At 64.7% G+C, this 22980-nt stretch carries 22 protein-coding genes; 16 read left to right on the forward strand and 6 right to left on the reverse strand.

From position 1 onward, the window contains the following. Positions 1-208 precede the first annotated feature (208 nt). The 3 genes from CAF53_RS11235 to CAF53_RS11245 all read left to right on the forward strand — a co-directional run bounded on the left by CAF53_RS11235 (position 209) and on the right by CAF53_RS11245 (position 4264). Positions 209-739: a biliverdin-producing heme oxygenase gene (locus CAF53_RS11235; RefSeq protein WP_242443479.1), complete on the forward strand. Its 531-nt coding sequence runs from the start codon at positions 209-211 to the stop codon at positions 737-739. Continuing rightward, entirely contained in the window at positions 732-3290 is a 2559-nt protein-coding gene (locus CAF53_RS11240) for an HWE histidine kinase domain-containing protein (RefSeq protein ID WP_100238773.1), read from the forward strand. The genes CAF53_RS11235 and CAF53_RS11240 overlap by 8 nt, the downstream gene beginning before the upstream one ends. A 164-nt stretch (positions 3291-3454) precedes the next feature. Further along, entirely contained in the window at positions 3455-4264 is an 810-nt protein-coding gene (locus CAF53_RS11245) for a class III extradiol ring-cleavage dioxygenase (protein WP_046763600.1), read from the forward strand. Positions 4265-4273: 9 nt separating this feature from the next. Here CAF53_RS11245 and CAF53_RS11250 read toward each other — a convergent pair whose 3' ends face one another. The 3 genes from CAF53_RS11250 to CAF53_RS11260 form a co-directional block, all read right to left on the reverse strand. Continuing rightward, a complete protein-coding gene (locus tag CAF53_RS11250; protein WP_046763599.1) occupies positions 4274-4810 on the reverse strand; it encodes a (2Fe-2S)-binding protein in 537 nt (178 codons plus the stop codon). Then, on the reverse strand, positions 4807-5283 hold the full coding sequence (locus CAF53_RS11255) for a DUF2721 domain-containing protein (RefSeq protein ID WP_046763598.1): 477 nt from the start codon (positions 5281-5283) through the stop codon (positions 4807-4809). The genes CAF53_RS11250 and CAF53_RS11255 overlap by 4 nt, the downstream gene beginning before the upstream one ends. Before the next feature lie 146 nt (positions 5284-5429). Next, positions 5430-6638, reverse strand: coding sequence for an LL-diaminopimelate aminotransferase (locus CAF53_RS11260; RefSeq protein ID WP_046763597.1), 1209 nt, complete (start codon positions 6636-6638; stop codon positions 5430-5432). Positions 6639-6780: 142 nt separating this feature from the next. On the opposite strand from CAF53_RS11260, the gene phaC reads away from it, so the two are divergent. From phaC to CAF53_RS11295, 7 genes are all read left to right on the forward strand, one after another. Then, positions 6781-8520 (forward strand): class I poly(R)-hydroxyalkanoic acid synthase, encoded by a 1740-nt coding sequence (gene phaC, locus CAF53_RS11265; protein WP_100238095.1) that lies wholly within the window; start codon positions 6781-6783, stop codon positions 8518-8520. A 142-nt stretch (positions 8521-8662) separates the two neighbouring features. Next, entirely contained in the window at positions 8663-9595 is a 933-nt protein-coding gene (locus CAF53_RS11270) for a phasin family protein (protein ID WP_046763595.1), read from the forward strand. A 263-nt stretch (positions 9596-9858) separates the two neighbouring features. Next, positions 9859-10233 (forward strand): ATP-dependent Clp protease adapter ClpS, encoded by a 375-nt coding sequence (gene clpS, locus CAF53_RS11275; protein WP_046763594.1) that lies wholly within the window; start codon positions 9859-9861, stop codon positions 10231-10233. A gap of 120 nt (positions 10234-10353) precedes the next feature. Next, a complete protein-coding gene (locus CAF53_RS11280; protein ID WP_046763593.1) occupies positions 10354-11847 on the forward strand; it encodes a glycerol-3-phosphate dehydrogenase in 1494 nt (497 codons plus the stop codon). Further along, positions 11844-13319, forward strand: coding sequence for a glycerol kinase (locus CAF53_RS11285; protein ID WP_100238097.1), 1476 nt, complete (start codon positions 11844-11846; stop codon positions 13317-13319). Before CAF53_RS11280 ends, CAF53_RS11285 begins: the two co-directional genes overlap by 4 nt. Before the next feature lie 116 nt (positions 13320-13435). Continuing rightward, positions 13436-15217 (forward strand): diguanylate cyclase, encoded by a 1782-nt coding sequence (locus tag CAF53_RS11290; protein ID WP_100238098.1) that lies wholly within the window; start codon positions 13436-13438, stop codon positions 15215-15217. A 189-nt stretch (positions 15218-15406) separates the two neighbouring features. Beyond that, positions 15407-15784: a MerC domain-containing protein gene (locus tag CAF53_RS11295; RefSeq protein ID WP_046763590.1), complete on the forward strand. Its 378-nt coding sequence runs from the start codon at positions 15407-15409 to the stop codon at positions 15782-15784. 71 nt (positions 15785-15855) lie between these two features. On the opposite strand, the gene glpX is transcribed toward CAF53_RS11295, so the two are convergent. Continuing rightward, complete coding sequence (gene glpX / locus CAF53_RS11300; protein ID WP_046763589.1) at positions 15856-16839, reverse strand: class II fructose-bisphosphatase; 984 nt, start codon at positions 16837-16839, stop codon at positions 15856-15858. A gap of 136 nt (positions 16840-16975) precedes the next feature. Here glpX and CAF53_RS11305 point away from each other — a divergent pair, with 136 nt between their 5' ends. After that, positions 16976-17290 carry a hypothetical protein gene (locus tag CAF53_RS11305; protein WP_046763588.1) on the forward strand — a complete coding sequence of 105 codons (315 nt, stop codon included), beginning with the start codon at positions 16976-16978 and terminating at the stop codon, positions 17288-17290. Here CAF53_RS11305 and CAF53_RS11310 read toward each other — a convergent pair whose 3' ends face one another. Further along, positions 17291-18610 carry a homoserine dehydrogenase gene (locus tag CAF53_RS11310; RefSeq protein WP_046763587.1) on the reverse strand — a complete coding sequence of 440 codons (1320 nt, stop codon included), beginning with the start codon at positions 18608-18610 and terminating at the stop codon, positions 17291-17293. Between the two features lie 91 nt (positions 18611-18701). Continuing rightward, a complete protein-coding gene (locus tag CAF53_RS11315) occupies positions 18702-19580 on the reverse strand; it encodes a hypothetical protein (protein WP_100238099.1) in 879 nt (292 codons plus the stop codon). Positions 19581-19829: 249 nt separating this feature from the next. Between CAF53_RS11315 and CAF53_RS11320 the strand changes: the two genes are divergently transcribed. From CAF53_RS11320 to CAF53_RS11340, 5 genes are all read left to right on the forward strand, one after another. After that, positions 19830-20486 carry an energy transducer TonB gene (locus CAF53_RS11320; protein ID WP_046763585.1) on the forward strand — a complete coding sequence of 219 codons (657 nt, stop codon included), beginning with the start codon at positions 19830-19832 and terminating at the stop codon, positions 20484-20486. An 83-nt stretch (positions 20487-20569) separates the two neighbouring features. Beyond that, on the forward strand, positions 20570-21328 hold the full coding sequence (locus CAF53_RS11325) for a MotA/TolQ/ExbB proton channel family protein (RefSeq protein WP_046763584.1): 759 nt from the start codon (positions 20570-20572) through the stop codon (positions 21326-21328). A gap of 111 nt (positions 21329-21439) precedes the next feature. Next, positions 21440-21928, forward strand: a complete 489-nt coding sequence (locus CAF53_RS11330) for a biopolymer transporter ExbD (RefSeq protein WP_046763583.1) — start codon at positions 21440-21442, stop codon at positions 21926-21928. A gap of 19 nt (positions 21929-21947) precedes the next feature. Next, positions 21948-22370 carry a biopolymer transporter ExbD gene (locus tag CAF53_RS11335; RefSeq protein ID WP_046763582.1) on the forward strand — a complete coding sequence of 141 codons (423 nt, stop codon included), beginning with the start codon at positions 21948-21950 and terminating at the stop codon, positions 22368-22370. 284 nt (positions 22371-22654) lie between these two features. Further along, entirely contained in the window at positions 22655-22972 is a 318-nt protein-coding gene (locus CAF53_RS11340; RefSeq protein WP_046763581.1) for a pilus assembly protein PilZ, read from the forward strand. Positions 22973-22980 lie beyond the last annotated feature (8 nt).

Genomic DNA, 22980 nt, shown 5'->3' on the forward strand with positions numbered 1-22980 from the left:
CGCCTTCGTTTTCATGGGGCTGGATGCCCCTCATATGTCGCTTTTAAGACTCGGGCCATGTCATGTTGCTGAACTTGTCAGTCAGCGATTTGAAAGAATCCGGCCGACACATGAAAGGAACTGCCCATTAATGGCGGACGGAGGAGAAAAGCTGATCTAGATCAGAGCGTCGATCTATCATTGGATATACGGATGAGGCGTGAAGAAAATGCACCACGCCGGCCACGCCCGACAGGCGCTACGTCAAGCGACGATGGACAGCCATCGGCAGGTCGACGATCTGTTCTCCGGTTTTTCCCTGGACGATCGGGACGACTATGCCGCTTTCCTGAAGGCCCATGCCCGCGCGCTTGCCCCGCTGGAGGCATTGGCGCAGCCGCCGTTGCACCGCCTGCCGATGCTGGCGCGGGACCTTGCGGCGCTGGGCGAATCCCTCCCCGCGCCGCTGGCGAGGCCCCCTTCCGCTGGCGAGGCCTGGCGCTGGGGCGCACGCTATACGCTGGAGGGATCGCGCCTGGGCGGCGCGATGCTGGCGCGGCAGGTGGGTGACGGGCTGCCGCATGCCTATCTGTCCGCGATCCATGACAAGGGCGGCTGGACCGCCTTTCAGCAGGCATTGGATGCCGCGGCCGATCCGGGCGGCGCAGCGTGGATCGACGAGGCGATTCGGGGCGCGCAAGCCGCCTTCGGCCTTTTTGCCTGTGCCGCCCGCGTCGAAGCGGGCGCTGCCCGTGGCTGACGGAAGCGTGGATTTCTCGGTCGATCTCGACAATTGCGAGCGGGAGCCGATCCATGTGCTGGGCACCGTCCAGCCCTTCGGCTTCCTCATCGCGCTGACCGCCGACTGGCTGGTGTCGCGCGTCTCGGCCAACAGCGCCGATTTTACCGGCCTATCCCCCGACCAGATGCTGGGCCAGCCGATCGGCGCGATTTTCCGCCATGAAGCGATCCACAGCCTGCGCAACCGCATCACCCTGCTGCGCGGTCCCGATGCGGTCGAACGCATCTTCTCGCTCATCCTGATCGAGGGCGTCCAGCCCTTCGACGTTGCGGTGCATTTCTCCGGATCGCTGGTGGTGATCGAGGCCGAACCGGCCTGCCATGACGAGATGGAGGCAAGCAGCATGGTCCGCTCCATGGTCGCCCGCCTCGGCCAGACGGAGGGGATGACGGCCTTCCTGCGGGACGGCGCGCGGCAGGTGCGGGCCTTGACCGGTTTCGATCGGGTGATGGTCTACCGCTTTGCCGAGGGCGGCGATGGGGAGGTGGTGGCCGAGGCGCTCCGTCCCGGTATCGACAGCTTTTTCGGCCTGCATTATCCGGCCTCCGACATCCCGGCCCAGGCGCGCGCGCTCTATCTGCGCAACATCTTCCGGGTGATCGCCGATGTGCAGGCAAAGCCGGTTCCCGTCGTGCCGCAACTCGACCCTTCCGGCGCCGCGCTCGACATGTCGCTGTGCCTTACCCGCGCCGTGTCGCCGATCCACATCGAATATCTGAACAATATGGGGGTGGGGGCTTCGCTCTCCATCTCGATCGTCGTCGAGGGGCGGCTCTGGGGCCTGTTCGCCTGCCATCATTATGCGCCGCGCCTGCCCAGCTTCGCGCAGCGCAGCGCCGCCGAACTGTTCGGCCAGATCTTCTCGATGATGCTTGAAAATCGCGAGCGGAGCGAAACCGCCGCCTATGAGGGCAAGGCGCGGCAGGTGGCCGACCGGCTGATGTCGGCGGTGGCGCAGGACCATGACCTGCTGTCCAACGCGCGCTGGCTGGGCGACGTGATCTTCGACACAATTCCCGCCGACGGCGTCGGGGTCTATATCGACGGCCAGATGAGCTTTTCCGGCCTTACGCCCGACGAGCCGAGCTTCGCCGCGATCGTCGCCATGCTGAACCGGGCGGCCGCCAGCCAGGTCTTCACCACCGACCGGCTGGTGGGCCTGCTGCCCGAAGCCTCCGCCTATGCCGATCGCGCGGCGGGATTGCTCGCCATACCGCTCTCGCGCCGCCCGCGCGATTATGTGGTGCTGTTCCGGGCCGAGCAGCTTCGTTCGGTGCGTTGGGCGGGCAACCAGGAAAAGCATGTCGAATATGGTCCCAACGGCCCGCGCCTCACCCCGCGCAAGAGTTTCGAGGAGTGGTCGGAACTGGTGCGCGGTACCGCCTTGCCCTTCGCCGCCGCCGAACGGCGCGTGGCCGAGGCGCTGCGCACGGCCCTGCTCGAAGTCGTGCTGCGCCTGTCCGATTCCGCGCATGAGGAACGGCAGAAGGCGCATGAAAAGCAGGAATTGCTGATCGCGGAACTCAACCATCGCGTCCGCAACATCCTCTCGCTGATCCGGGGCCTGCTCTCCCAGACCCGCGACAATGCCCAGTCGGTCGACCAGTTCATCGACACGCTGGAAAGCCGCGTCCACGCGCTGGCCCGCGCTCATGACCAGATCACCGCCGACCGCTGGGCGCCCGCGCGCCTCTATGACCTGATCGAGGTGGAGGCGGCCGCCTATCTGGCCGAGCGTCGCGACCGGGTAAGGCTGAGCGGTCCCAATGTGTTGCTGACGCCCGCGGCCTTCACGGTCATGGCCCTGGTGATCCACGAGCTTCTGACCAATGCCGCCAAATATGGCGCGCTGTCGGACAATGGCAGCGTGGCGATCGACTGGGCGGTGGACGACGACGGCAGCCTGCTGCTCCACTGGTGCGAGAATGGCGGCCCGGCAGTGGTCGCGCCGACGCGCCGGGGCTTCGGATCGACCGTCATCGAACGCTCCATCCCCTATGATCTGGGTGGCCGGGCGGAAGTGCATTATCGCCTCTCGGGGCTGGAGGCGCATTTCTGCATTCCCTCGCCCCACGTCGCCTCCGTCCTGCCCGACGTGACCGGGACGGCGCGCCCCCGGCCCGTGCCCGCACCCACGCCGACGCTGCTCAAGGGCCGCAACGTCCTGCTGGTGGAGGATAATATGATCATCGCCATGGATGGCGAGGACGCGCTGCGCGACCTGGGCGCGGAAGTGATCACCGCCGCCAGCATCGGCCGCGCGCGGGAGGCGATCGCGATCCACGATGTCGACCTTGCCGTGCTGGACTTCAACCTCGGCAATGAAACCAGCCTGCCGGTCGCGGACCTGCTGGCGGAAAAGGGCGTCGCCTTCCTCTTCGCCACCGGCTATGGCGACGGCCTCGACCTGCCGGAACGGCATGCGGACGTGACGCTGCTCAAGAAACCCTATTCCGGTGCCACCCTGGCCCAGGCGATCGCCCCGGTGCTGGACGCGGCAGGGGCCTGAGGGTTTGGGCCCCAGGGTTCGCGGATCGGGGTTTCCTCTCGCATCATCCCGGCCTGATCCGGGACCCTTCTGGTCCTTGGGCCTTTGACGCGTCGGGCCTGCGAAACAATCCGTTTCCACCCGCCCGCTTGAACCCCGATCCGATTGCCCCGATCTAACCGGGCATGAGACAACCGACCCTCTTCATCCCCCATGGCGGCGGCCCATGCTTCTTCATGGACCCCAGCGATCCCGACCGTCCGCACAGCGACCCGATGTGGCAGCCGATGCAGGACTATCTGGCGGGCATCGTCGCCACCCTGCCCGAACGGCCCAAGGCGATCCTGCTCGTCTCGGGTCATTGGGAGGAGAGCCGTTTCACCGTCCACACAGGTGAACGTCCCGGCCTGCTGTTCGACTATTATGGCTTCCCGCCGCACACCTACACGCTGCGCTGGGATGCGCCCGGCGCGCCTGCGCTGGCCCGCCGCGCTGCGGACCTGCTGGAACGGGCCGGCTTCCCCACCGATGCGGAGGAGGAGCGGGGATGGGACCATGGCGTCTTCATTCCCATGAAGGTCGCGCTGCCCGATGCCGACATTCCTCTGGCGCAACTCTCGCTTCGCCATGATCTCGATCCCCAGGCGCATATTGCCGCGGGTCGCGCCCTGGCACCCTTGCGCGACGAGGGCGTGCTCATCATCGGTTCGGGCCTCAGCTTCCACAATCTGCGGGTTCGCGGCCCCCAGGCGATCGAGCCTTCGCAAGTCTGGGACGACGCCCTGACCGCCGCCGTGACCGATGCCGACCCGGCCCGCCGCGCTCGTCGCGTCGCCGCCTGGGCCGATCTGCCCCACGCCCGTTTCGCCCATCCGCGCGAGGAACATCTCCTTCCCCTGATGGTCGCGTTGGGCGCCGGCGGCGACGGCACCGCCACGAAAAATCATAACGGAAGCGTTATGGGTTGGGCCGTCTCCGGATACCGTTTCGATTGACGACGACGTTCATGGTTTGCGCAGCGCCGGGACCGCCTTCGCCGCTTCGTCGGGGGTGATCCCCGAAGGCGGCACGGGGTCCACCACCTCCTCGCCCCGCATCACCCGCCCCGCGCGCTGGATCGCACCCCTCAGGCGCGGATAGATGCCGCAACGGCAGATATTGGTCAGCGCGGCATCGATCTCCTCGTCGCTCGGATCGGCGGTCCGCCGCAGCAGCGCCGCCGCCGTCATGATGACGCCGGGAATGCAATAACCGCATTGCGACACATTGTCCGCCGCGAACACCTGCTGCAACGGATGGCCCCGATCGGGCGACAGGCCCTCTATGGTGGTGACGAACTTCCCCTCGGTCGCCGCGATCGTCACCTGGCAGGACCGAACGGCCTCCCCATCGATATCGACCGTGCAGGCGCCGCAGTCCCCGGTGCCGCAGCCATATTTGGTGCCCGTCAGGTTGGACGCATCCCGCAAGGCCCAGAGCAGTGGTGTCGCCGGGTCCATCCGGTACTGGACCGGCCGATCGTTGACCGTGAACTTCGTCATTCCCCGCTCTCTTCCTCCACCTGATGGTAGAGCACTTCGTTGCGGATATGAATGGTCCGCGACGCCAGCCGGATTTCCTGGATGAAGGTGCCGAAGGCCGCCGCCTGCAACACCATGGCCAGGCTGAACAGGATCGCGATCGGCGTTCCCAGATGCGATCCCAGCAGATTGGCCGCGAACAGCAGAATGACCACCAGACAGACCGCACAGGCCGATGCCACCGACAGGAAGATCGCGCCGTTGACCACGCTCATCCGCCGGTCGAGCACGCGGATCTCGCTCACCATCCGGTCATGTTCCTTGCCGCGGGATTCAAGGATCTTCTCCTCCACCTTCCGCGCCCGGTCGATGATGCGCGCCAGCCGGCCGACGCAGACATTCAGGAACGCGCCGATGCCCGCGAGCAGGAAGACCGGCGCAAGGGCCAGCTGAATGGTCTGCGCGACCTGGGAAACCTGTGGCAGTGCAATCATATGCGCGCTTTTCTCCCCATGCGCCAAAGCAGCGCAGGGCGGTATAAATGACAAGGCCCCAAATGCCATGAGCTGGAAAAAAGAAAGGGCGCCATGGCCGGTTGGCCGAAGCGCCCTCCTCATAGTCTGACCGTTTGTCGCTTGGTTCAGGCAGCGCCCTTGGCAGGCGTGTTGACGCCCATGGACTTCAGATACTGCTTGATGTTGCGCGCGGCCTGCCGCAACCGCTGCTCATTCTCGACCATGGCGATGCGGACATAGCCCTCGCCATCTTCGCCATAGCCGACCCCCGGCGCGACCGCGACCTTGGCATGGGTCAGCAGCTGCTTGGAAAATTCCAGGCTCCCCATCTCCTTGAGGGCAGGGGGCAGCGGCGCCCAGGCGAACATCGAGGCCCGGGGCGCGGGAATGTCCCACCCCGCCCGGCCAAAGGCCTCCACCATCACGTCGCGGCGCTTGTGATAAAGTTCGCGATTCTTCTGCACGATGTCCTGCGGCCCGTTCAATGCCGCGCAAGCGGCCGCCTGGATGGGTGTGAACGCGCCGTAGTCGAGATAGCTCTTCACCCGCTTCAATGCCGCGATCAGCTTCCTGTTGCCGACCGCGAAGCCGATGCGCCAGCCCGCCATCGAATAGGTCTTCGACAGCGACGTGAACTCCACCGCCACATCCTTGGCGCCCGGCACCTGAAGGATGGAGGGCGTCGGATTGCCGTCATAATAAAGTTCGGAATAGGCAAGGTCGCTCAGCACCCAGACATTATTCTCCTTCGCCCAGGCGACGAGCCGCTCGTAGAAGGCGAGGTCGACCGTTTCCGCCGTCGGGTTGCTGGGATAGCCGACGACCAGGATAGAGGGACGCGGCACGGTGAAGGCCATCGCCCGTTCCAGCGACTGCCAATAATGTTCGTCCGGCGTGGTCGGCACGGAGCGGATGGTCGCGCCCGCGATGATGAAGCCGAACATGTGGATCGGGTAGCTGGGATTGGGCGCCAGCACGACATCGCCCGGTGCGGTGATCGCGGTGGCGAGACTGGCCAGCCCCTCCTTCGACCCCATGGTCACGACGACTTCGGTTTCCGGGTCCAGATCGACGCCGAAGCGGCGGCCATAATAATTGGCCTGCGCCTTGCGCAGCCCCGGTATCCCCATGGACTGGGAATAGCCGTGCGCGCTCGGTTTCTGCGCGACTTCGCACAGCTTGGCGATCACATGGTCGGGCGGCGGCAGGTCGGGATTGCCCATGCCCAGGTCGATAATGTCCTCCCCCGCGGCGCGCGCGGCGGCCCGCATCGCATTCACTTCGGCGATGACATAGGGCGGCAGACGCTTCATGCGGTAGAATTCTTCGGACATTTTTGGGGCTTTCCTGAAAGCTCGCTGTAAGGAATAGTGCGTGACGCGCATTCGGCTTGTCACAATCCGGCTATAACCCGCCGGACTGCGACGCGCCAGTGAAAGCGGCGAACCCGACCATGCCAGGCGAAGGAAGGTGGCCATGACAGCACAGGACATCATGGAACCCCATCTACCCACGCTTGAGGAAATGCAGCAATGGACACAGGTGCTGGGCCGCGCCCAGCAATTGCTGCTGGAACAGGCGGCGGGCGCGACCGGCCGCACCTTGCCCTTCGATCCCGAGGCCGTGTCGCGTATCCAGACCAGCTTCGCCGACGAAGGGCTCGCGCTCTGGCAGCGTTTCCTCGATTCGGGCGGATTGCTGCGGGACCGGCCCGACGCACCGCCCTCCGGCAGTCCCGCAGCCGTCAAGGACCGGCGCTTTGCGGACCCGGCGTGGACCGAACATCCCTTCTACGACCTGATCCGGCAAAGCTATCTGCTGCTCTCCGACTATCTGTTGAAGCTGGCGGACGCTGTCGACGGCGTCGATCCGAAGCAGAAGGCCAAGCTGCGCTTCGCCACCACCGGCATGCTCGATGCGATGGCGCCCAGCAATTTCCCGCTGACCAATCCCATGGTCGTGCAGAAGACGATCCAGAGCGGCGGCGAAAATCTGGTGAAGGGCCTCCAGCATATGCTGGCCGATCTGGAAAAGGGTCAGCTCACCCATACCGACGGCATGGCGTTCGAACTGGGACGCAACATCGCCTCGACGCCGGGCAAGGTGATCAAGGAAACCCCGCTCTACCAGCTCATCCATTATGCGCCGACGACGGAAACGGTGCTCGAAACGCCGTTGCTGATCTTTCCGCCCTGGATCAATCGCTTCTACATTCTCGATCTCGCGCCGGAAAAAAGCTTCGTCAAATGGGCGGTCGATCAGGGGCTCAGTGTCTTCCTGATATCGTGGAAGTCTGCCGATGCCTCGATGAAGGACCTTGTCTGGGACGATTATATCCTGAACGGCCAGATCGACGCGATCGACACGGTGCGCGATCTGCTCAAGGTGCCGAGCGTCCACACCATCGGCTATTGCGTCGCGGGCACCACCCTGGCCGCCACGCTGGCGTTGCTGGCGGCGCGGGGGGAGGCGGACAAGGTCGCCAGCGCCACCTTCTTCACGGCGCAGGTCGATTTTTCCCAGGCGGGCGACCTCACCCTGTTCGTCGACGACGATCAGATGAAGATGGTGGAGCAGCTTTCCTCCGGCGGTTTCCTGGACGGGCGCTATATGGCGGCGACCTTCAACCTGCTGCGCGGGCGCGACCTCATCTGGAACTATGTGGTCAACAATTACCTGCTGGGGCAGGATTATCCGCCCTTCGACCTGCTCTACTGGAACGGCGATACCACCAATCTGCCCGCACGCTGGCACAGGGATTATCTGACCCAGCTCTATCGCGACAATCTGCTCGTGCAGCCGGGCGCGATCAACATCGCGGGGACGCCCATCGACCTGCGCCAGATCAGGACCCCCGCCTATGTGCAGGCGGGGCGGGAGGATCATATCGCCCCGCTGGAAAGCGTGTGGAAGCTGACCCAGCATCTGTCCGGCCCGGTCCGCTTCCTGCTCGCGGGTTCGGGCCATATTGCGGGCGTGGTCAATCCCCCGGCCGCCGGCAAATATCAATATTGGGCCTGCGACGAATCGCAACCGACCCTCGACGCCTTTCTTGCGCAAGCGAAGGAGACCAGGGGCAGCTGGTGGCCTGACTGGATCGACTGGATTCGCGGGCAGGGCCATGCCAGCGTGCCGGTCAGGGGCGCGCGCCAGCCGGGCAAGGGACGACTCAAGGCGATCGAGGACGCCCCGGGCCGTTACGTAAAAGCGCGCTGAATCCTTGATTCCCGGGGATTTGCGGTAGCCCGCCTTTCCTTGGCGGCGAGCCGCATATGGCAGTTTTGTTGCAGCGCACAAAAGCGCTTGCAACATGGGCGCGAACGCTATATTGTGCACTGCAACAAATGGAGGATGGTCCATGGCCGTTACCCCAAAGCCAGTGCGTAAGAAGCCCGTCGCGAAGAAGACCTCGTCGACGCTGTCCGCCACGGAGGCGTTGAAGGCCGCCGAAGCCGCGATAAAGGCGCCGGTGAAACCCGTCGCCAAGAAACCGGCCCCGGCCACACCCGCCCCGGTCAAACCGGCAACGCGTCCGGTCAAAGCGGCGCCTGTTGCCAAGGCCGATCCGGTGGCGGTGATTGCCGCGACGACCGCGGTCGATGCCGCACCGGAACCGGAACTGGTCAAGCCTGAGCCCGTCAAGGCCAGGACGCCGGAGCCGGCCCCTGTCGCTGCGGCGACCAAGGTGGAAACACCCAAGGTTGCCCCGCCCAAGATCGAACCGGCCGCGAAAGTGACGCCGCCGGAACCGAAAGAATCGAAGAGCCTGTCGTTTAAGGCCGGGCCATTAGAGCCCAAATTGCTGCCCGCCACAGAAGGAACGAAGATGATGAACGACGTGATCGAAACCGGAAAGAAATTCGCCGAGGAAACCAAGGCCAAGCTCGAAACGGTCTATGCCGACCTGAACGAGAAGGCGAAGGTCAGCGTCGAGAAGTCGACCAAGGCGATCGAGGAATTCAGCGACATCGCCAAGGGCAATGTCGAAGCGCTGGTCGAATCCGGCAAGATCGCGGCCAAGGGTTTCGAAACCCTGGGCCAGGAAGCCGTCGATTACAGCAAGAAGAGCTTCGAAAAGGCGACCGCCTCGTTCAAGAGCTTCTCGACCGTGAAGACGCCGACCGAATTCTTCCAGCTCCAGAGCCAGCTCTTCTCGAGCAGCTTCGACGAGTTCACGAAGGAAGCCGCCAAGAGCAGCGAAGCACTGATCAAGCTGGCCGGCGACGTCGCTTCGCCGCTGACCGCGCGCGTCACTGTCGTGACCGACAAGGTGAAGGCGCTGGCGGCTTGACCAGCCATGAGGTGAAGGCGCTCGTCGCCTGATCCTGCCCGCGGGCTTGCGAAATGGAAGGAACGGCTTCCGCTTTCGGGCGGGGGCCGTTTCTTTTTGACAGGCCTTTGGTTCCGGCCTTGGGATATTGATCTGAAACTGCCCATTCGATCCATCCTGAGACAAAATTTCAGGTTCAATCTCGAACACCCGGACAGAAGCATGGTTTACGGCCCGTCCGACCCCTTGCCTTGAAAGGGGGAATCGCCATATCCTTCCCCATCATGAGCAGCATTTCGACATCGGCATATCCCGCGATGATGGCGGGCAAGGATCAGGACGACCAGGGCGACGGCTCCGGTGGCCCCAATGTCGGCATTGCCACGCGCACCCGCGCCCGGACGAAAAAGCCCTCGCTCTACAAGGTGCTGATGCTCAACGACGATTACACGCCGATGGAATTCGTCGTCCATGTCCTCCAGCAATTCTTCCGCATGGACATGGAGGAGGCGACCCGCGTGATGCTGCATGTCCACCAGCGCGGCGTCGGGGTCTGCGGCATCTTCAGCTATGAGGTGGCGGAGACCAAGGTGAACCAGGTGATGGACTTCGCCCGGCAGAACCAGCATCCGTTGCAATGCACGCTGGAAAAGGCCTGAGCGCGGCACGCGCGCCTGCCCCTTCATCCGACAGCCGGCCTTCCTGATCCCTTGTTCCCTGCCGAACCTGGTTCGGCATGACGGTTCCGCAAATGCGAAAAGCACGATAGGCTCTCACCCGTGACCAGGGAGACAGAGCCTGCCCCCTATGATCTCGCCATCATCGGCGGCGGGATCAACGGTTGTGGCATCGCCCGCGACGCGGCGGGCCGCGGCGCCCGGGTGCTGCTGCTGGAGCGCGGCGACCTGGCGCAGGGTACGTCCTCCGCCTCGACCAAGCTGATCCATGGCGGACTGCGCTATCTGGAGCATTATGAATTCGCGCTCGTGCGGGAATCCCTGTCCGAGCGCGAACGGCTCTGGGCAATCGCGCCCCACATCATCCAACCGATGCGCTTCGTGCTGCCCTGGGTGCCGGGCCTGCGTCCGCGCTGGCTGCTGCGGCTGGGGCTCCTTCTCTACGATCATATCGGGGGCCGCCGTGCCCTGCCACCGACCGAGGCGGTCGACTTGCGCCATCATCCGGCGGGCCAGCCGCTCAAGCGCGGTTTTCGCAAGGCCTACATCTATTCGGACGGCTGCGTCGATGACGCCCGGCTGGTCATCCTGAATGCGCGCGATGCGGCGGACCGGGGGGCCGATATCCGTCCCCGGACGGAGGCGCTTCGGCTGGAAAGGGCGGACGGTCTCTGGACGATCCGGACACCGCACGCGCATTTCCGGGCACGCGCGGTGGTCAACGCGGCGGGGCCGTCAGTGCTGGACCTGCTGCACCGCGCGCAGGAGGGCAGCGACCGGCGCATGCGTCTGGTACGGGGCTCGCATATCGTCGTGCGGCGGCTGTTCGACCATGGTTTCGCTTATTTCTTCCAGTTGCCCGACGGCCGTATCTTCTTTGCCATTCCCTATCAGCGCGACTTCACGCTGATCGGCACGACCGACCGCGATCATGACGGTCCGGTCGATCGACCGCAGCCGGACGAGGAGGAGATTGCCTATCTCTGCGAAGGCGCGAACCGCTATTTCGCGCGGTCGATCGGACCGGAGGATGTGCTCTGGTCCTATGCCGGGATACGTCCGCTGGTCGATGACGGCTCCGGCCGGCCGGAGGCGGCGACGCGCGGCTATCGGCTCGAACTGGAGGGTGGGGAGGGGGAGGCGCCGCTGCTCAGCGTCTTCGGTGGCAAGATCACCACCTATCGTCATCTCGCGGCCGAGGCAGTGGAGATGCTGAAATCCCATCTGCCGGGCCTGTCGGGCGGCGACTGGACGGCGGACGCCCCCTTGCCCGGCGGTGATTTCCCGATGAAGGGGCTGGATCAACTGATCGCCGATCTGGGCTGCGACTATCCCTTTCTCGACTATGCATCGCTTCAGCGGATTGCCTGCGCCTATGGCACGCGGGCGCGGGACTGGCTGGGGGATGCGCAGGACATGGCGGCATTGGGCGTCCATTTCGGCCATGGGCTGACCCAGGCCGAAATCCGTTATCTGAAGACCCGTGAATGGGCGGCCAGCGCCGAGGATATCTTGTGGCGTCGCACGAAACTGGGCCTGCGCCTTGACGCGGTACAGAAAGCACGGCTGGAAAACTGGCTGGAGGAGGGGGGATGAACGACCGGCTGATCCTGGTGCTGGATGAGGGCACCACCTCGACGCGGGCCATGCTCTATGCCCCGGACGGCGGACGGCTGGGCGTGGCGCAGGCGGAGATCACGCAATATTATCCGCAGCCCGGCTGGGTCGAGCATGATGCCATCGAAATCTGGAACCGGACGCTGGACTGCGCGCGGCGGATGGTCGAACAGGCCGGCGGGCCGGATCGCATCGCCGCCATCGGTATCACCAACCAGCGCGAGACGGTGGTCGCCTGGGACCGGCGAACGGGCGCTCCGCTGGCCCGCGCCATCGTCTGGCAGGATCGCCGCACCGCCGACCATTGCACGGCGCTGCGGGAGGCCGGGCATGAGGCGACGGTCCAGCGGCGCACCGGGCTGGTGATCGATCCCTATTTCTCCGCCACCAAGATGCGCTGGCTGCTGGATCATGAACCCGCGCTGAGGGCGGCGGGCGCTTCGCTGGCCTTCGGCACGATGGAAAGCTGGCTGGTGTGGAAGCTGACCGGCGGGCTGCACATCAGCGACGCCAGCAATGCCAGCCGCACCCAGCTCATGGCGCTGGCCGGCGAAGGTTGGGACGCGGAATTGTGCGATCTCTTCGGCGTGCCCCGCCAGGCCCTGCCGGAGATAAGCGACAATGCGGGGCCCTTTGGCGAGACGCTGGCGGAATGGTTCGGGCTGCCTATCCCGATCCGGGGCCTCGCGGGCGACCAGCAGGCGGCGACCATCGGCCAGGCCTGCCTGACGCCCGGCGATGCCAAGGCGACGCTGGGCACCGGGGCCTTCATCCTCGCCAATCGGGGAGGCGTGGTTCCGGTGTCGCACAACCGGCTGCTCGGGACCCTGCTCTACCGGTTGTCGGGGGAACGCGTCTATGCGCTGGAAGGATCGGTGTTCGTCGCGGGCAGCCTGATCCAGTGGCTGCGCGACCAGCTCGGCCTGATCGCCAGCGCGGAGGAGACGGAGGCACTGGCGCGTTCCGTGCCCGACAATGGCGGGGTCATGATGCTGCCCGCGCTGGCGGGACTGGGCGCGCCGCATTGGCGGCCGGATGCGACAGGGGTCATCAGCGGGCTGATGCAGGGGACCGGCCGGGCGCATATCGTGCGGGCGGCGCTTGAATCCCTGTCGCATCAGCTGTGCGATCTGGCCGGTGCCTTCGCGGCCGATGGGGCAGGGTGGCGCATGCTGCGGATCGACGGCGGGATGAGCGCGAACGACTGGATCGCGCAGGATCTGGCGGACATGCTCGACCTGGCCGTCGACCGCCCTGCCGATGTCGAGACCACCGCCAAGGGAGCAGCGATGCTCGCGGCGGTGGGTTGCGGCCTGCACCCCTCGCTGGAAAGGGCGGCGCCGGCGATGGGGACCGTCATGACCCGTTTCACGCCTGCCATGGCCGTGGGCAGGCGGACGGAAAGGCTGGCCCGATGGGATGCACTGATCGCGCGCCAATTGGCCGGATAAGGCCTGTCCATGACCGGAACGGCAGGACGTGCATCCGCGCGCCCAGCCGCTATCGGTCATTTGTAAGATCATCATCGTGAGTATATTTTAACGATAAGCCTGTAGGGCGGGGGAACATGCAAACGACTCTTCGTCATTCCTATTCCAGCCTTACGCCGGCGTTGCTGGGTTGCGCTTATTTCGTGCTGGCGATGCTCGCCCTCGGCCATTCGCGATTCGAGGGGGGCCTTGCCTTCATCTGGGGCGCCAATGCGCTGTTGATGGCGGTCTTGCTGACTTCGCGGATCAATGATTGGCCCGCCCTGCTGATCGCTGCCGGGGTCGCCAGCGCGGCCGCGACGAGCCTGTGGGGCATGGGGCCGCTGGCGGCCGTGCCGATGGCGATCATCAACCTGGCGGAGGCGCTGATCGTCGCGCTCGTCTGCCGCCGGTTCGCGCCGGGCCGGAAATTCGCCGGATCGATGCGGCCTCTGCTCATCTTCACCCTGGCTCTGTGCGGGCCGGCGAACATGCTGGCGGGCGTCGCGGCCGCGTGGGTCGCGTCCCTCCTGACCCCGGTGTCCTTCGGCGCATCCTGGCTGCAATGGTATACGGGGCATGTACTGGGCGGCCTGACCTGCACCCCGATCCTGATGATGCTGTTGCAGGGGGAGGCGCGTCGCTGGTTCCGCCATACGCTGCGTCGGGAAAAATGGGAGGCGGGGGGTCTGCTGTTCTTCTTCGCCCTGGCGACGGCCTATGTCTTTTACGTCGCGCGCTATCCGATGCTGTTCGCCCTTTTGCTGCCGATGGTGGTCATCGTCTTTCGCGTCGGCAATCTGGGGGCCTCGGCATCGGTGCTGATCCTAGCGGCGATCGGCGGTGTGGCCACGATGACCGGGCATGGGCCGTTGCACATGATCCCCGGCACAATGGGTGAGCGGATACAATATTTCCAGTTCTTCCTCGCCTCGACCTTCCTGCTGTCCATGCCGGTCGCGGCGGAGCTGAACAGCCGCCGTCGCCTGTTCCAGATGTTGCAGGAAAGCGAAGCGCGCTATCGCGCCATCGCCGAACATAGCGGCGATGTGGTACTCAACATCAGCGTGGGCGGGCTGATCGAATATGCCTCGCCTGCCGCCGCCGAGCAGATCGGCTGCGCGCCGGAACTGCTGATCGGGCAGGATGCCGCCAATCTGGTCGATCCGGAGGACCGCGCCCATGTGAGCGCCGCCATCGGCCGGGCCTTGGCGCAGCCGGGCGACGTGCAGACGGTCGAATTCCGTCCCTTCGTCTCGACCCGCGGGCTGGAATGGTGCGAGATGGTCGCGCGGGCGGTGGTGGACGAACATGGGCTGCCCACCGGCATCGTCAGCACCATCCGCGACATGTCCCGGCACAAGGCACGGCAGCGTGCACTGCAACAGGTGGCGGCGCTCGATTCGCTGACCGGGGCGGATACGCGGCGGGCTTTTCTGGAAAAGCTGGATGATGAGATCGGCCGTGTCCGGCGGGGCGGCCGGGCCTGCCTGCTGCTGATCGACATCGATCATTTCAAGGCGGTGAACGACCGTTACGGCCATGGCACGGGCGACCGGGTGTTGGCCGGTTTCGTCGAATGGTTGCGGCCGGGATTGCGCAGCATCGACAGCATCGGACGACTCGGCGGCGAGGAATTCGCCATCCTGCTGAGCGGCACTGATGTGGAGAGGGCCAGCATGATCTGCGAGCGGCTGCGCGAAATGGTCGCGGCCAACCCGGTACGGATCGATTCGGGCGAGGCGATCCGTGTGACGTTCAGCGCAGGCTTGGTGGGGCTGGACGCGCTCGTCGGGCGTGATTCGATCCTGGAGGCGGCGGACAAGGCCCTTTATCGCGCCAAGCATAGCGGGCGTAACTGCCTGCGACTGGCGGCCTAGAGTGATTTCAAGCGAGATGGAACATCTCGCGACTCGGACATCACGGCAAACAAAGAAGACCGCAGCATTCTCCGTCTCGATCCGATCGGAAGATGGTCCGGGTAGGCCGAACGCAGACGCCTCGCCGGCAAAAGAATCAGGTGATGATATGTTGTAACTTTCGCCTGCCTCGATTATATCGCTGCCACCATGCCGATCAGCCTCCGACAGCATCTGCTCAATGGTCGTATCGACCGTGTCGCGATCGCGCTGTCGGGAATGTGCGTCGCCCATTGCTTCATCACCGCGGTCCTGCTGGGATTATTGGCATCGGCGGGTGGGATTTTCGAAAATCCGATCTTCCATGAAGTGGGGCTGGTGCTCGCGATCATATTGGGCGCGGTGGCGCTGGGCCATGGTGCGGTTGCCCACGGTTACATGATGCCGGCGGCGATCGGATCGCTGGGTCTTGGCATCATGGCGGGTGCCATGACCATGGATCATGGCTTGCAGGAAAGCGCCTATACCCTGCTGGGCGTGGCGATCCTGGCGCTGGGTCACGATCTGAACCACCGCGCGGGCCGCTAAGGCTCTATATCCTGCCGATGGCGTGAAGAAAGGGCCCGTTCATGGGCCCTTTTTTACCCCGCTGGGCGGATTCAGAGCGGCTTGCGGTCGATCCGGTGCTCGCCCTTCACCCAGCGGACGGTGCCCGTACTGGCGCGCATCACCACGCTGTCGGTGGTCAGCTTGCCGCCCGGCAGCCGCTTGACCCCGTCCAGCAGCGATCCGTCGGTCACGCCGGTCGCGGCGAAGATGCAGTCCCCCTTGGCCAGTTCCTTGAGGTCATAGACCTTGTCGAGATCGGTGATGCCCCATTTGCGCGCGCGGGCGCGCTCGTCATCGTTGCGGAACAGCAACTTGCCCTTGAACTGCCCGCCGACGCAGCGCAGCGCCGCACAAGCCAGCACGCCCTCCGGGGCGCCGCCCGAACCCATATAGATGTCGATATTGGTTTCGGGATTGGTGGTCGCGATCACGCCCGCGACGTCGCCGTCGGGGATCAGCATGATGCCGCAACCGATGGCGCGCAGCTCCGCGATAAGCTTTTCATGACGCGGACGGTCCAGCACGCAGACGATGATCTCATGCGGGTCGACGCCCTTCGCCCTGGCGACGGCCTCGACATTGTCCTTCACCGGCCTGTTCATGTCGATGATGCCGTCGGGATAGCCGGGACCCACGGCCAGCTTCTCCATATAGACGTCGGGGGCGTTAAGCAGCCCGCCTTCCTCCGAAATGGCCAGCACGGCGAGCGCGTTGGGGCCTGCCTTGGCGGTGATGGTCGTGCCTTCCAGCGGATCGAGCGCGATGTCGATCTTCGGCCCGCTGCCGATCGCATTGCCGACCTTTTCGCCGATATAGAGCATCGGGGCCTCGTCGCGCTCCCCCTCGCCGATGACGACGGTGCCGTCCATATAGAGGTCGTTGAAGGCCAGGCGCATCGCTTCGACCGCGGCCGCGTCGGCGGCCTTTTCATCGCCCCGGCCGATCAGCTTCGACGCGGCGATCGCGGCGGCTTCGGTCACGCGCACCATTTCCAGCACCAGCACGCGATCGAGTATCGAGCTTGCCTGCACCATCTTCTTTCCTCTCCAACGCCGTTTGCGGAGCGCGATAGGATGTTGGCCGATCCTTGTCGAGGGTGCGCTTTTCATAGGCTTAATGCAACGGAAGGGCGTTTGCCGCGTTGGCCCGGAAAGAATCGGAAGGGCCGCGATGATGATCCTGCTGTTGATGGCCGCCAGCCTTGCCGCCCAGTCCGAAGGCGTGCCGCATCGCATCGCCAGGGTTCGCCCGGCGCCCTGCCAGGCCGTGCCCTCGCTTTGCATCACGGGCGGCGAGATGGAAGGGCCGCGTCTCGTCAGCGACACGTCTCCCACAAGCGATGGCAAGATGAACGCCTATCGTTTCGACGCGCGACCCTGCCGGATCATCGGCAACCTGGATTGCCCCAAGCGCGCCAACCGTCAGATCTTCCGGCTGGGCGAACCCATCGAACGGACGCTGGCGCGCAGCTTCGGGGCCGACTGATCAGTCGAGAATGTGGATGACCATGGGCGTCTGGAGCAGGCTGTCCGATCCGGCCAGCCGCTCCAGCGTCTCGCGCACGCAGCGCTCCTCGCCCGCATGGGTGACGATCGCCACCAGAACCCCGTCCGCCTGATTCGCGCCGCGCTGGATCATGCTCTCGATCGAGACGCCCGCGTCGCGGGTGGCGGCGGCGATTTCCGCCAGCACGCCGGGGCGATCCTGGACCTTGAAGCGCAGATAGGCGCGGCCGACACGCTTGCCGGCATCGGCGGGCTTCTGCTGGGCGAGGGCGGCGACCGGCATGGCGAGCGCATCGCCATATTCGTCGCGCGCCACGTCGATCAGGTCCGCCACCACGGCCGAAGCGGTGGGGCCATCGCCCGCGCCGCGTCCCTGGAAGAACAGGCGGCCGACGAAATTGCCTTCGGCCACCACGGCGTTCAGCGACCCATCGACATGGGCGAGCGGATGGTCGAGCGGCACCAGCATCGGATGGACACGCTGGAACAGGCCGTCTGGGCCGTTCTCCGCCATGCCGACCAGGCGGATGCGATAGCCCAGCGCGGCGGCTTCGGCGATATCGGCGGCGATGACATGGCGAATGCCGGTGATCGCGACCGCATCGAAATCCAGCTCCGTGCCGAAGGCGAGGCTGGCGAGGATCGTCAGCTTGTGCGCGGCATCGACGCCATCGATGTCGAAACTGGGGTCGGCCTCGGCATAGCCCAGTTCCTGCGCTTCCTTCAGCACCTCGTCGAACCCGCGGGGGTTTCCGGATTCCTTGGCCTTCTCCATGGTGGTGAGGATGTAGTTGCAGGTGCCGTTGAGGATGCCGTAGACGCGGCTGATCTCGTTCGCTGCCGCGCCCTCGCGCATGCCCTTGATGACCGGGATGCCGCCTGCCACCGCCGCTTCATATTTGAGCGCCACGCCCGCCTTTTCCGCCAGGGCGGCAAGGTCGAGGCCATGATGTGCCAGCATCGCCTTGTTCGCGGTGACGAAGGGCTTGCCCGCGCTCAGGCATTGGCGGGCAAGGGTGAGGGCGGGGCCGTCCGCTCCGCCGATCAGTTCGACCACCACGTCGATGTCGTCACGGGTCGCGAGCGTCGTCATGTCGTCCACCCATTCATAGGGTGACAGGTCGACGCCGCGATCCTTGTTCCGGTCGCGGGCGGAAATGGCGACGATCTGGATCGGGCAACCGGCGCGGCGCGCGATCAGGGCGGCATTCGTCTGAAGCAGCCGAATGACGCCCCCGCCCACCGTGCCGAGGCCGACGAGCGCGACGCGCAACGGGGCATGGCGGTGCAGATTGGTCATGGCTTCCTCTTGTCCTTCCGTCAGGCGTGAAGCGGCGCTGATAGCCGCCTGCGCGTATCTGTCCAAGGAAAAGCAGGATTCGCCATGTCGATCATTTCGCTGCCCGCGTGCGCCCGCAAGGGCCGAGTGCATCCAGTACGAATCGGTAATCGGCACGAGCCGCCTCCGCATCCGGTCCCGAAAGGGCGCGGACCGATCTGGCGGGCAGTTCGGCGGGCAAACCGCAGGCAAGGCGATACCAGAGCAGGCTGCCACGCACCGGCGGCCTGGCAGCTTCATCGACGATCTCGCCCAGTGCCACCGCCCAGCGCGGTTCCTGCCCGGGTCGACGCAGGATCGACAAGGACACCGGCTGGCCGCTTTCAGTGCGCAGGAAGATTTGCGTCTCACCCTCGCCCGCGATCGTGCCCGCAACATGGAAGGCGTCGCCCAGGGCGGTGATGCGCGGCGGCGCGTCGTTGGCGATCAGATCGGCCAGAATCGTCTTCACCCGATCCAGTTCGGCGGGAGAGGCGGCGATCTGGGCATCGCGTGCGACGAGCTGTATTTCACCCGGCCGGCCACCCGGCCGCGCGAACAGGATGACCTGCGCCTTCTTGAGCTTTGGCATCTTCCCCCGTCCATCGAGCGGGGCGTCATAGAGGTAGCGGACCGTGGGACTGATTCCCCCTTCGCCGCGAATCAGCGTCATAACATTCGCCTCGATAAAGACCCTCTGATGGCCGGCCGGGACAGTTCCCGCCTGCTCGGGACGCAATTTTATGATGTTGCCAATCCGCGCCTGTGCAACCAGCGGGGCGGCATCCGCGAGGTCGACCACGTCCGCATAAGACAGTCCGACGGCCCGTTCGTATGGTTGCGCTACCAATAGGCTGGATGGCGTCTGAGCCACGGAAATCTGCGATTGTGCGGCGGAAATGAGGCAGAGGAAGGCGAGCTTCCGCAAGGCTATGGTGGATTTCTGTTTCATCTTCGTCCTAATGATGGCAGTCCGTGACATGTTTGTCACATGCAAGTCTTTCTGGTGTGTAATGGCGGTCGCAAATGATCATATCGATAAAGCGTTTGCGTGCCACGATGCGCCGCGATAGGAGTTCGCACGGTAGCAAATGGACGGATAGGGGCCAAGATGACCAGGGAGACCTGGCCAGCTCGGGCCGTTTTTGGCTTATTTGCCGATAATCAACTAGTAAGCTGAGTTAAGGAGTGTCGTTGCCGAATGGCCTATGCTGACCACTCGCAAGGATCGAGTCGCACAGTCTCGATCATTATCGTCGCCCTGATTCACGCTGTTCTGGGTTATGCCTTCGTCACCGGTCTTGGCATGAAATATGTCAAAAAGGCGGCGGAACAGCTGAACGTGATCGACGTGAAGGAGGAACCGCCACCACCGGACGAGGAGCCGCCGCCGCCGCCGCCAGATCAGCCGATCGAACCGCCGCCGGTCGTCGCACCGCCGCCGATCGTGCAGACCCCGGTTCAGGCGCCGCCGATCCAGACGGTTCGCACGCCCCCGCCGGTGTTCAATCCGGTTCCGGTCGCCGCACCGCCGCCGCCGGCTCCGCCGCCGCCGGAAGTGCCCGCATCCCGTGCGTCTCCGCGCAGCAGCCCCGGCAGCTGGCTCAGCGACGCCGACTATCCGAGCCGTGCGCAGCGTGAAGAACGCTCGGGTACGGCTGGGTTCCGGCTCGAAATCGGTCCGGATGGTCGCGTGACCAACTGCACCATCACCTCTTCGACCGGCCATGCCGATCTCGACGAGGCGACGTGCCGCCTGTTGCCCAAGCGTGCGAGATTCAAGCCCGCTGTCGCAGCCGGGGGTGGGCCGATGTCGGACACGTACAACGGCCGCATCACCTGGCGTCTACCGGAATGATTTGAAGGGCAGGCGGGCAGGCCAGGAACGATCCGGCCGCCGCCTTCCCCAGTTATTGATCCTTTGAGAGGGAAGTCTTGAACATGTTGATCTCTATCGCAGCGGCCGCCGCTCCCAAGTCGGCCAATCCTTACGGCCTCGCGGAGGCGCTCCAGCAGGGCGGCCTCATCGCCCAGACCGTCTTCGGCATCCTCTGCCTCATGTCGGTCGGCACCTTCTACATCCTGTTCACCAAGCTGATCGAACAGCAGAAGGTCATCAACCAGGGCAAGAAGGTTCGCGCGACCTTCTGGCGCTCGGCCAACCTCAAGGAAGCTTCGGCCAAGCTCGAAAAGAATTCGGCCTACAAGCAGATCGTCGACGACGGCATCAAGGCCCAGGACGAGCATGGCAAGCTGACCGACCCGGTCGAAGCCCATGACTGGCTGCACGGCTCGCTGGCCCGTTCGGAAGCCTCGATCAACTCCAGCCTGGGTGGCGGCCTCGCCTTCCTCGCGACCGTTGGTTCGACCTCGCCGTTCATCGGTCTGTTCGGTACGGTTATCGGTATCTACCGCGCTCTGATCAAGATCGGCGCCGCCGGTCAGGCCTCGATCGACGCCGTCGCCGGCCCGGTCGGTGAAGCTCTGATCATGACCGCTCTGGGTCTGGCCGTGGCCGTTCCCGCGGTGCTGGCCTACAACTTCCTGCAGCGCCGCAACAAGTCGATCGCCGAACAGCTGAACGGCTTCACCGTCGACCTGCTGGCCTATCTGGTGTCGAACGGCGCCGTGAAGCCGTCGGTCGCCGCTGCTCCGGCCGCCGCCGCTGCCAAGCCGGCCGCTGCTCCGACCAAGGCCTGATAGGCTGAGATGCCGGCAGGACCGGGCGGCGGCTGCGACCGCCCGGTTCTCTGCCGGACGTGGGCCCCGGAACGCCGGGGCGCCATCGACAAGCATGTTAGGAAATAATCAATGGCAATGAGTGTTGGCTCTGACGGCGGTGAAGAAAAGCCGATGTCCGACATCAACACGACGCCGCTCGTCGACGTCATGCTGGTGTTGCTCATCATCTTCCTCATCGCGGTCCCGGTCGTCGTCCAGACGGTTCAGCTACAGCTCCCCAAGGTCGCGTTCGAGCCGACGACGACGAAGCCGGAAAATGTCTCCCTGTCGGTTACGCAGGGGTCTGACGGCAGCTGTGCGGTCTACTGGAACCTGACCAAGGTGTCTTCGGACGAACTGCTCGACCGTGCGGTCGCGAAGCTCGAAGCGGACATCAAGAAGGCGGGCGGCGTTGAAAATCTGACGCCCGAGGATCTGCCTGAAGTGCATATCCGCGGCGACATCAACGTTCCCTATCGGTGCATCGGTGGCACCATCTATACGATGCAGCGCGCCGGTTTCCCGAAGGTCGGTTTCATCTCCGAGCCCGAACCGGGCACGACGACGCACCGGCTTTAAGTTTTAGGAGTATCGCCCCATGGCAATGAGTGCCGGAAGTGAAGATGGCGAACCGATGGTGGAAATGAACACGACGCCGTTGATCGACGTCATGCTCGTTCTCCTCATCATGTTCATCATCACCATTCCGATCCAGACCCACGCGGTCAAGATCGACCTGCCGCAGAACGCGCCGCCGACCGCCAGTGTCGTCGACCCGGTCAAGAACAAGGTCGCGATCGATGCCGGCGGCATCATCACCTGGAACGGTTCGGCCATCGACCTGCTGACCCTGCGTCAGTATCTGCAGCAGTCGCTGCGGTTGCCGGTCGAACCCGAGCTGCAGTTCCAGCCGGATGCGCAGACCCGCTATGTCGTCGTTGACGAGGTGCTGGCGGAGATCAAGCGCGCCGGCGTGACCAAGCTGGGCTTCGTCGGCAACGAACAGTACGGCAAGTTCTAAATCAGAGCGGAACCGGTTTCTGGCAGCGCCAGGACCCGGTTCACGACAGACAAGGGCGTTTGAGGACCGGATACGCCGCCGCCGTCTGGCCGGGAATGTTTGACTTCCCGTTTCCGGGCGCGGGCAGGGGTGACGCAATCGGCCTTATCGCGCTGACTTTGATGGGGGCTGCTTCGGCGGCCCCTTATTTTATCTGCCTTATTTAATGCGCGCGACCCGCGGGGACTTAAATCTTCCTTTACCCTGATGGGGGATGATGCGGATGGTCAAATCGGCATTGGATCATGGGCGCCAAACTTCAAACCGAACTCAGCAGGGGCAATAGCCGTCTGGCGGACCGCCGGTCGGTGCTCATCACCGTTCGGGTGCGCAGACCGGGCGAAACCTGGTTCAAGAGCCAGATTGCGGACGCCACGACCACCGGATTCCGCCTCAAGAGCTTCATGAAGCTGACAGCCGGGGATGATCTGTGGATCATGCTGCCCGGCTTCGAAGGCCGCCGTGCGCGGGTGCAATGGAGCCGGGCGCACGAATCGGGCTGCGTGTTCGATCGTCCGCTACACCCGGCCATTCTCGATCACATCATCAAGATCAGCCAATAGCCGTTCCA

The sequence above is a fragment of the Sphingobium sp. LB126 genome (genome assembly GCF_002795205.1).
Lineage (GTDB): Bacteria > Pseudomonadota > Alphaproteobacteria > Sphingomonadales > Sphingomonadaceae > Sphingobium > Sphingobium chungbukense.

Bases quoted from the DNA above. Each gene is read 5' to 3' on its own strand.
- CAF53_RS11235 (WP_242443479.1), top strand. From the start codon at position 209: ATGCACCACGCCGGCCACGCCCGACAGGCGCTACGTCAAGCGACGATG.
- CAF53_RS11330 (WP_046763583.1), top strand. From the start codon at position 21,440: ATGGCAATGAGTGTTGGCTCTGACGGCGGTGAAGAAAAGCCGATGTCC.
- CAF53_RS11315 (WP_100238099.1), bottom strand. From the start codon at position 19,580: ATGAAACAGAAATCCACCATAGCCTTGCGGAAGCTCGCCTTCCTCTGC.
- CAF53_RS11250 (WP_046763599.1), bottom strand. From the start codon at position 4,810: ATGACGAAGTTCACGGTCAACGATCGGCCGGTCCAGTACCGGATGGAC.
- CAF53_RS11295 (WP_046763590.1), top strand. From the start codon at position 15,407: ATGCCGATCAGCCTCCGACAGCATCTGCTCAATGGTCGTATCGACCGT.
- CAF53_RS11320 (WP_046763585.1), top strand. From the start codon at position 19,830: ATGGCCTATGCTGACCACTCGCAAGGATCGAGTCGCACAGTCTCGATC.
- glpX (WP_046763589.1), bottom strand. From the start codon at position 16,839: ATGGTGCAGGCAAGCTCGATACTCGATCGCGTGCTGGTGCTGGAAATG.
- CAF53_RS11310 (WP_046763587.1), bottom strand. From the start codon at position 18,610: ATGACCAATCTGCACCGCCATGCCCCGTTGCGCGTCGCGCTCGTCGGC.
- CAF53_RS11325 (WP_046763584.1), top strand. From the start codon at position 20,570: ATGTTGATCTCTATCGCAGCGGCCGCCGCTCCCAAGTCGGCCAATCCT.
- CAF53_RS11260 (WP_046763597.1), bottom strand. From the start codon at position 6,638: ATGTCCGAAGAATTCTACCGCATGAAGCGTCTGCCGCCCTATGTCATC.
- CAF53_RS11255 (WP_046763598.1), bottom strand. From the start codon at position 5,283: ATGATTGCACTGCCACAGGTTTCCCAGGTCGCGCAGACCATTCAGCTG.
- CAF53_RS11270 (WP_046763595.1), top strand. From the start codon at position 8,663: ATGGCCGTTACCCCAAAGCCAGTGCGTAAGAAGCCCGTCGCGAAGAAG.
- CAF53_RS11245 (WP_046763600.1), top strand. From the start codon at position 3,455: ATGAGACAACCGACCCTCTTCATCCCCCATGGCGGCGGCCCATGCTTC.
- phaC (WP_100238095.1), top strand. From the start codon at position 6,781: ATGACAGCACAGGACATCATGGAACCCCATCTACCCACGCTTGAGGAA.
- CAF53_RS11335 (WP_046763582.1), top strand. From the start codon at position 21,948: ATGGCAATGAGTGCCGGAAGTGAAGATGGCGAACCGATGGTGGAAATG.
- CAF53_RS11285 (WP_100238097.1), top strand. From the start codon at position 11,844: ATGAACGACCGGCTGATCCTGGTGCTGGATGAGGGCACCACCTCGACG.
- CAF53_RS11290 (WP_100238098.1), top strand. From the start codon at position 13,436: ATGCAAACGACTCTTCGTCATTCCTATTCCAGCCTTACGCCGGCGTTG.
- CAF53_RS11305 (WP_046763588.1), top strand. From the start codon at position 16,976: ATGATGATCCTGCTGTTGATGGCCGCCAGCCTTGCCGCCCAGTCCGAA.
- CAF53_RS11340 (WP_046763581.1), top strand. From the start codon at position 22,655: ATGGGCGCCAAACTTCAAACCGAACTCAGCAGGGGCAATAGCCGTCTG.
- clpS (WP_046763594.1), top strand. From the start codon at position 9,859: ATGAGCAGCATTTCGACATCGGCATATCCCGCGATGATGGCGGGCAAG.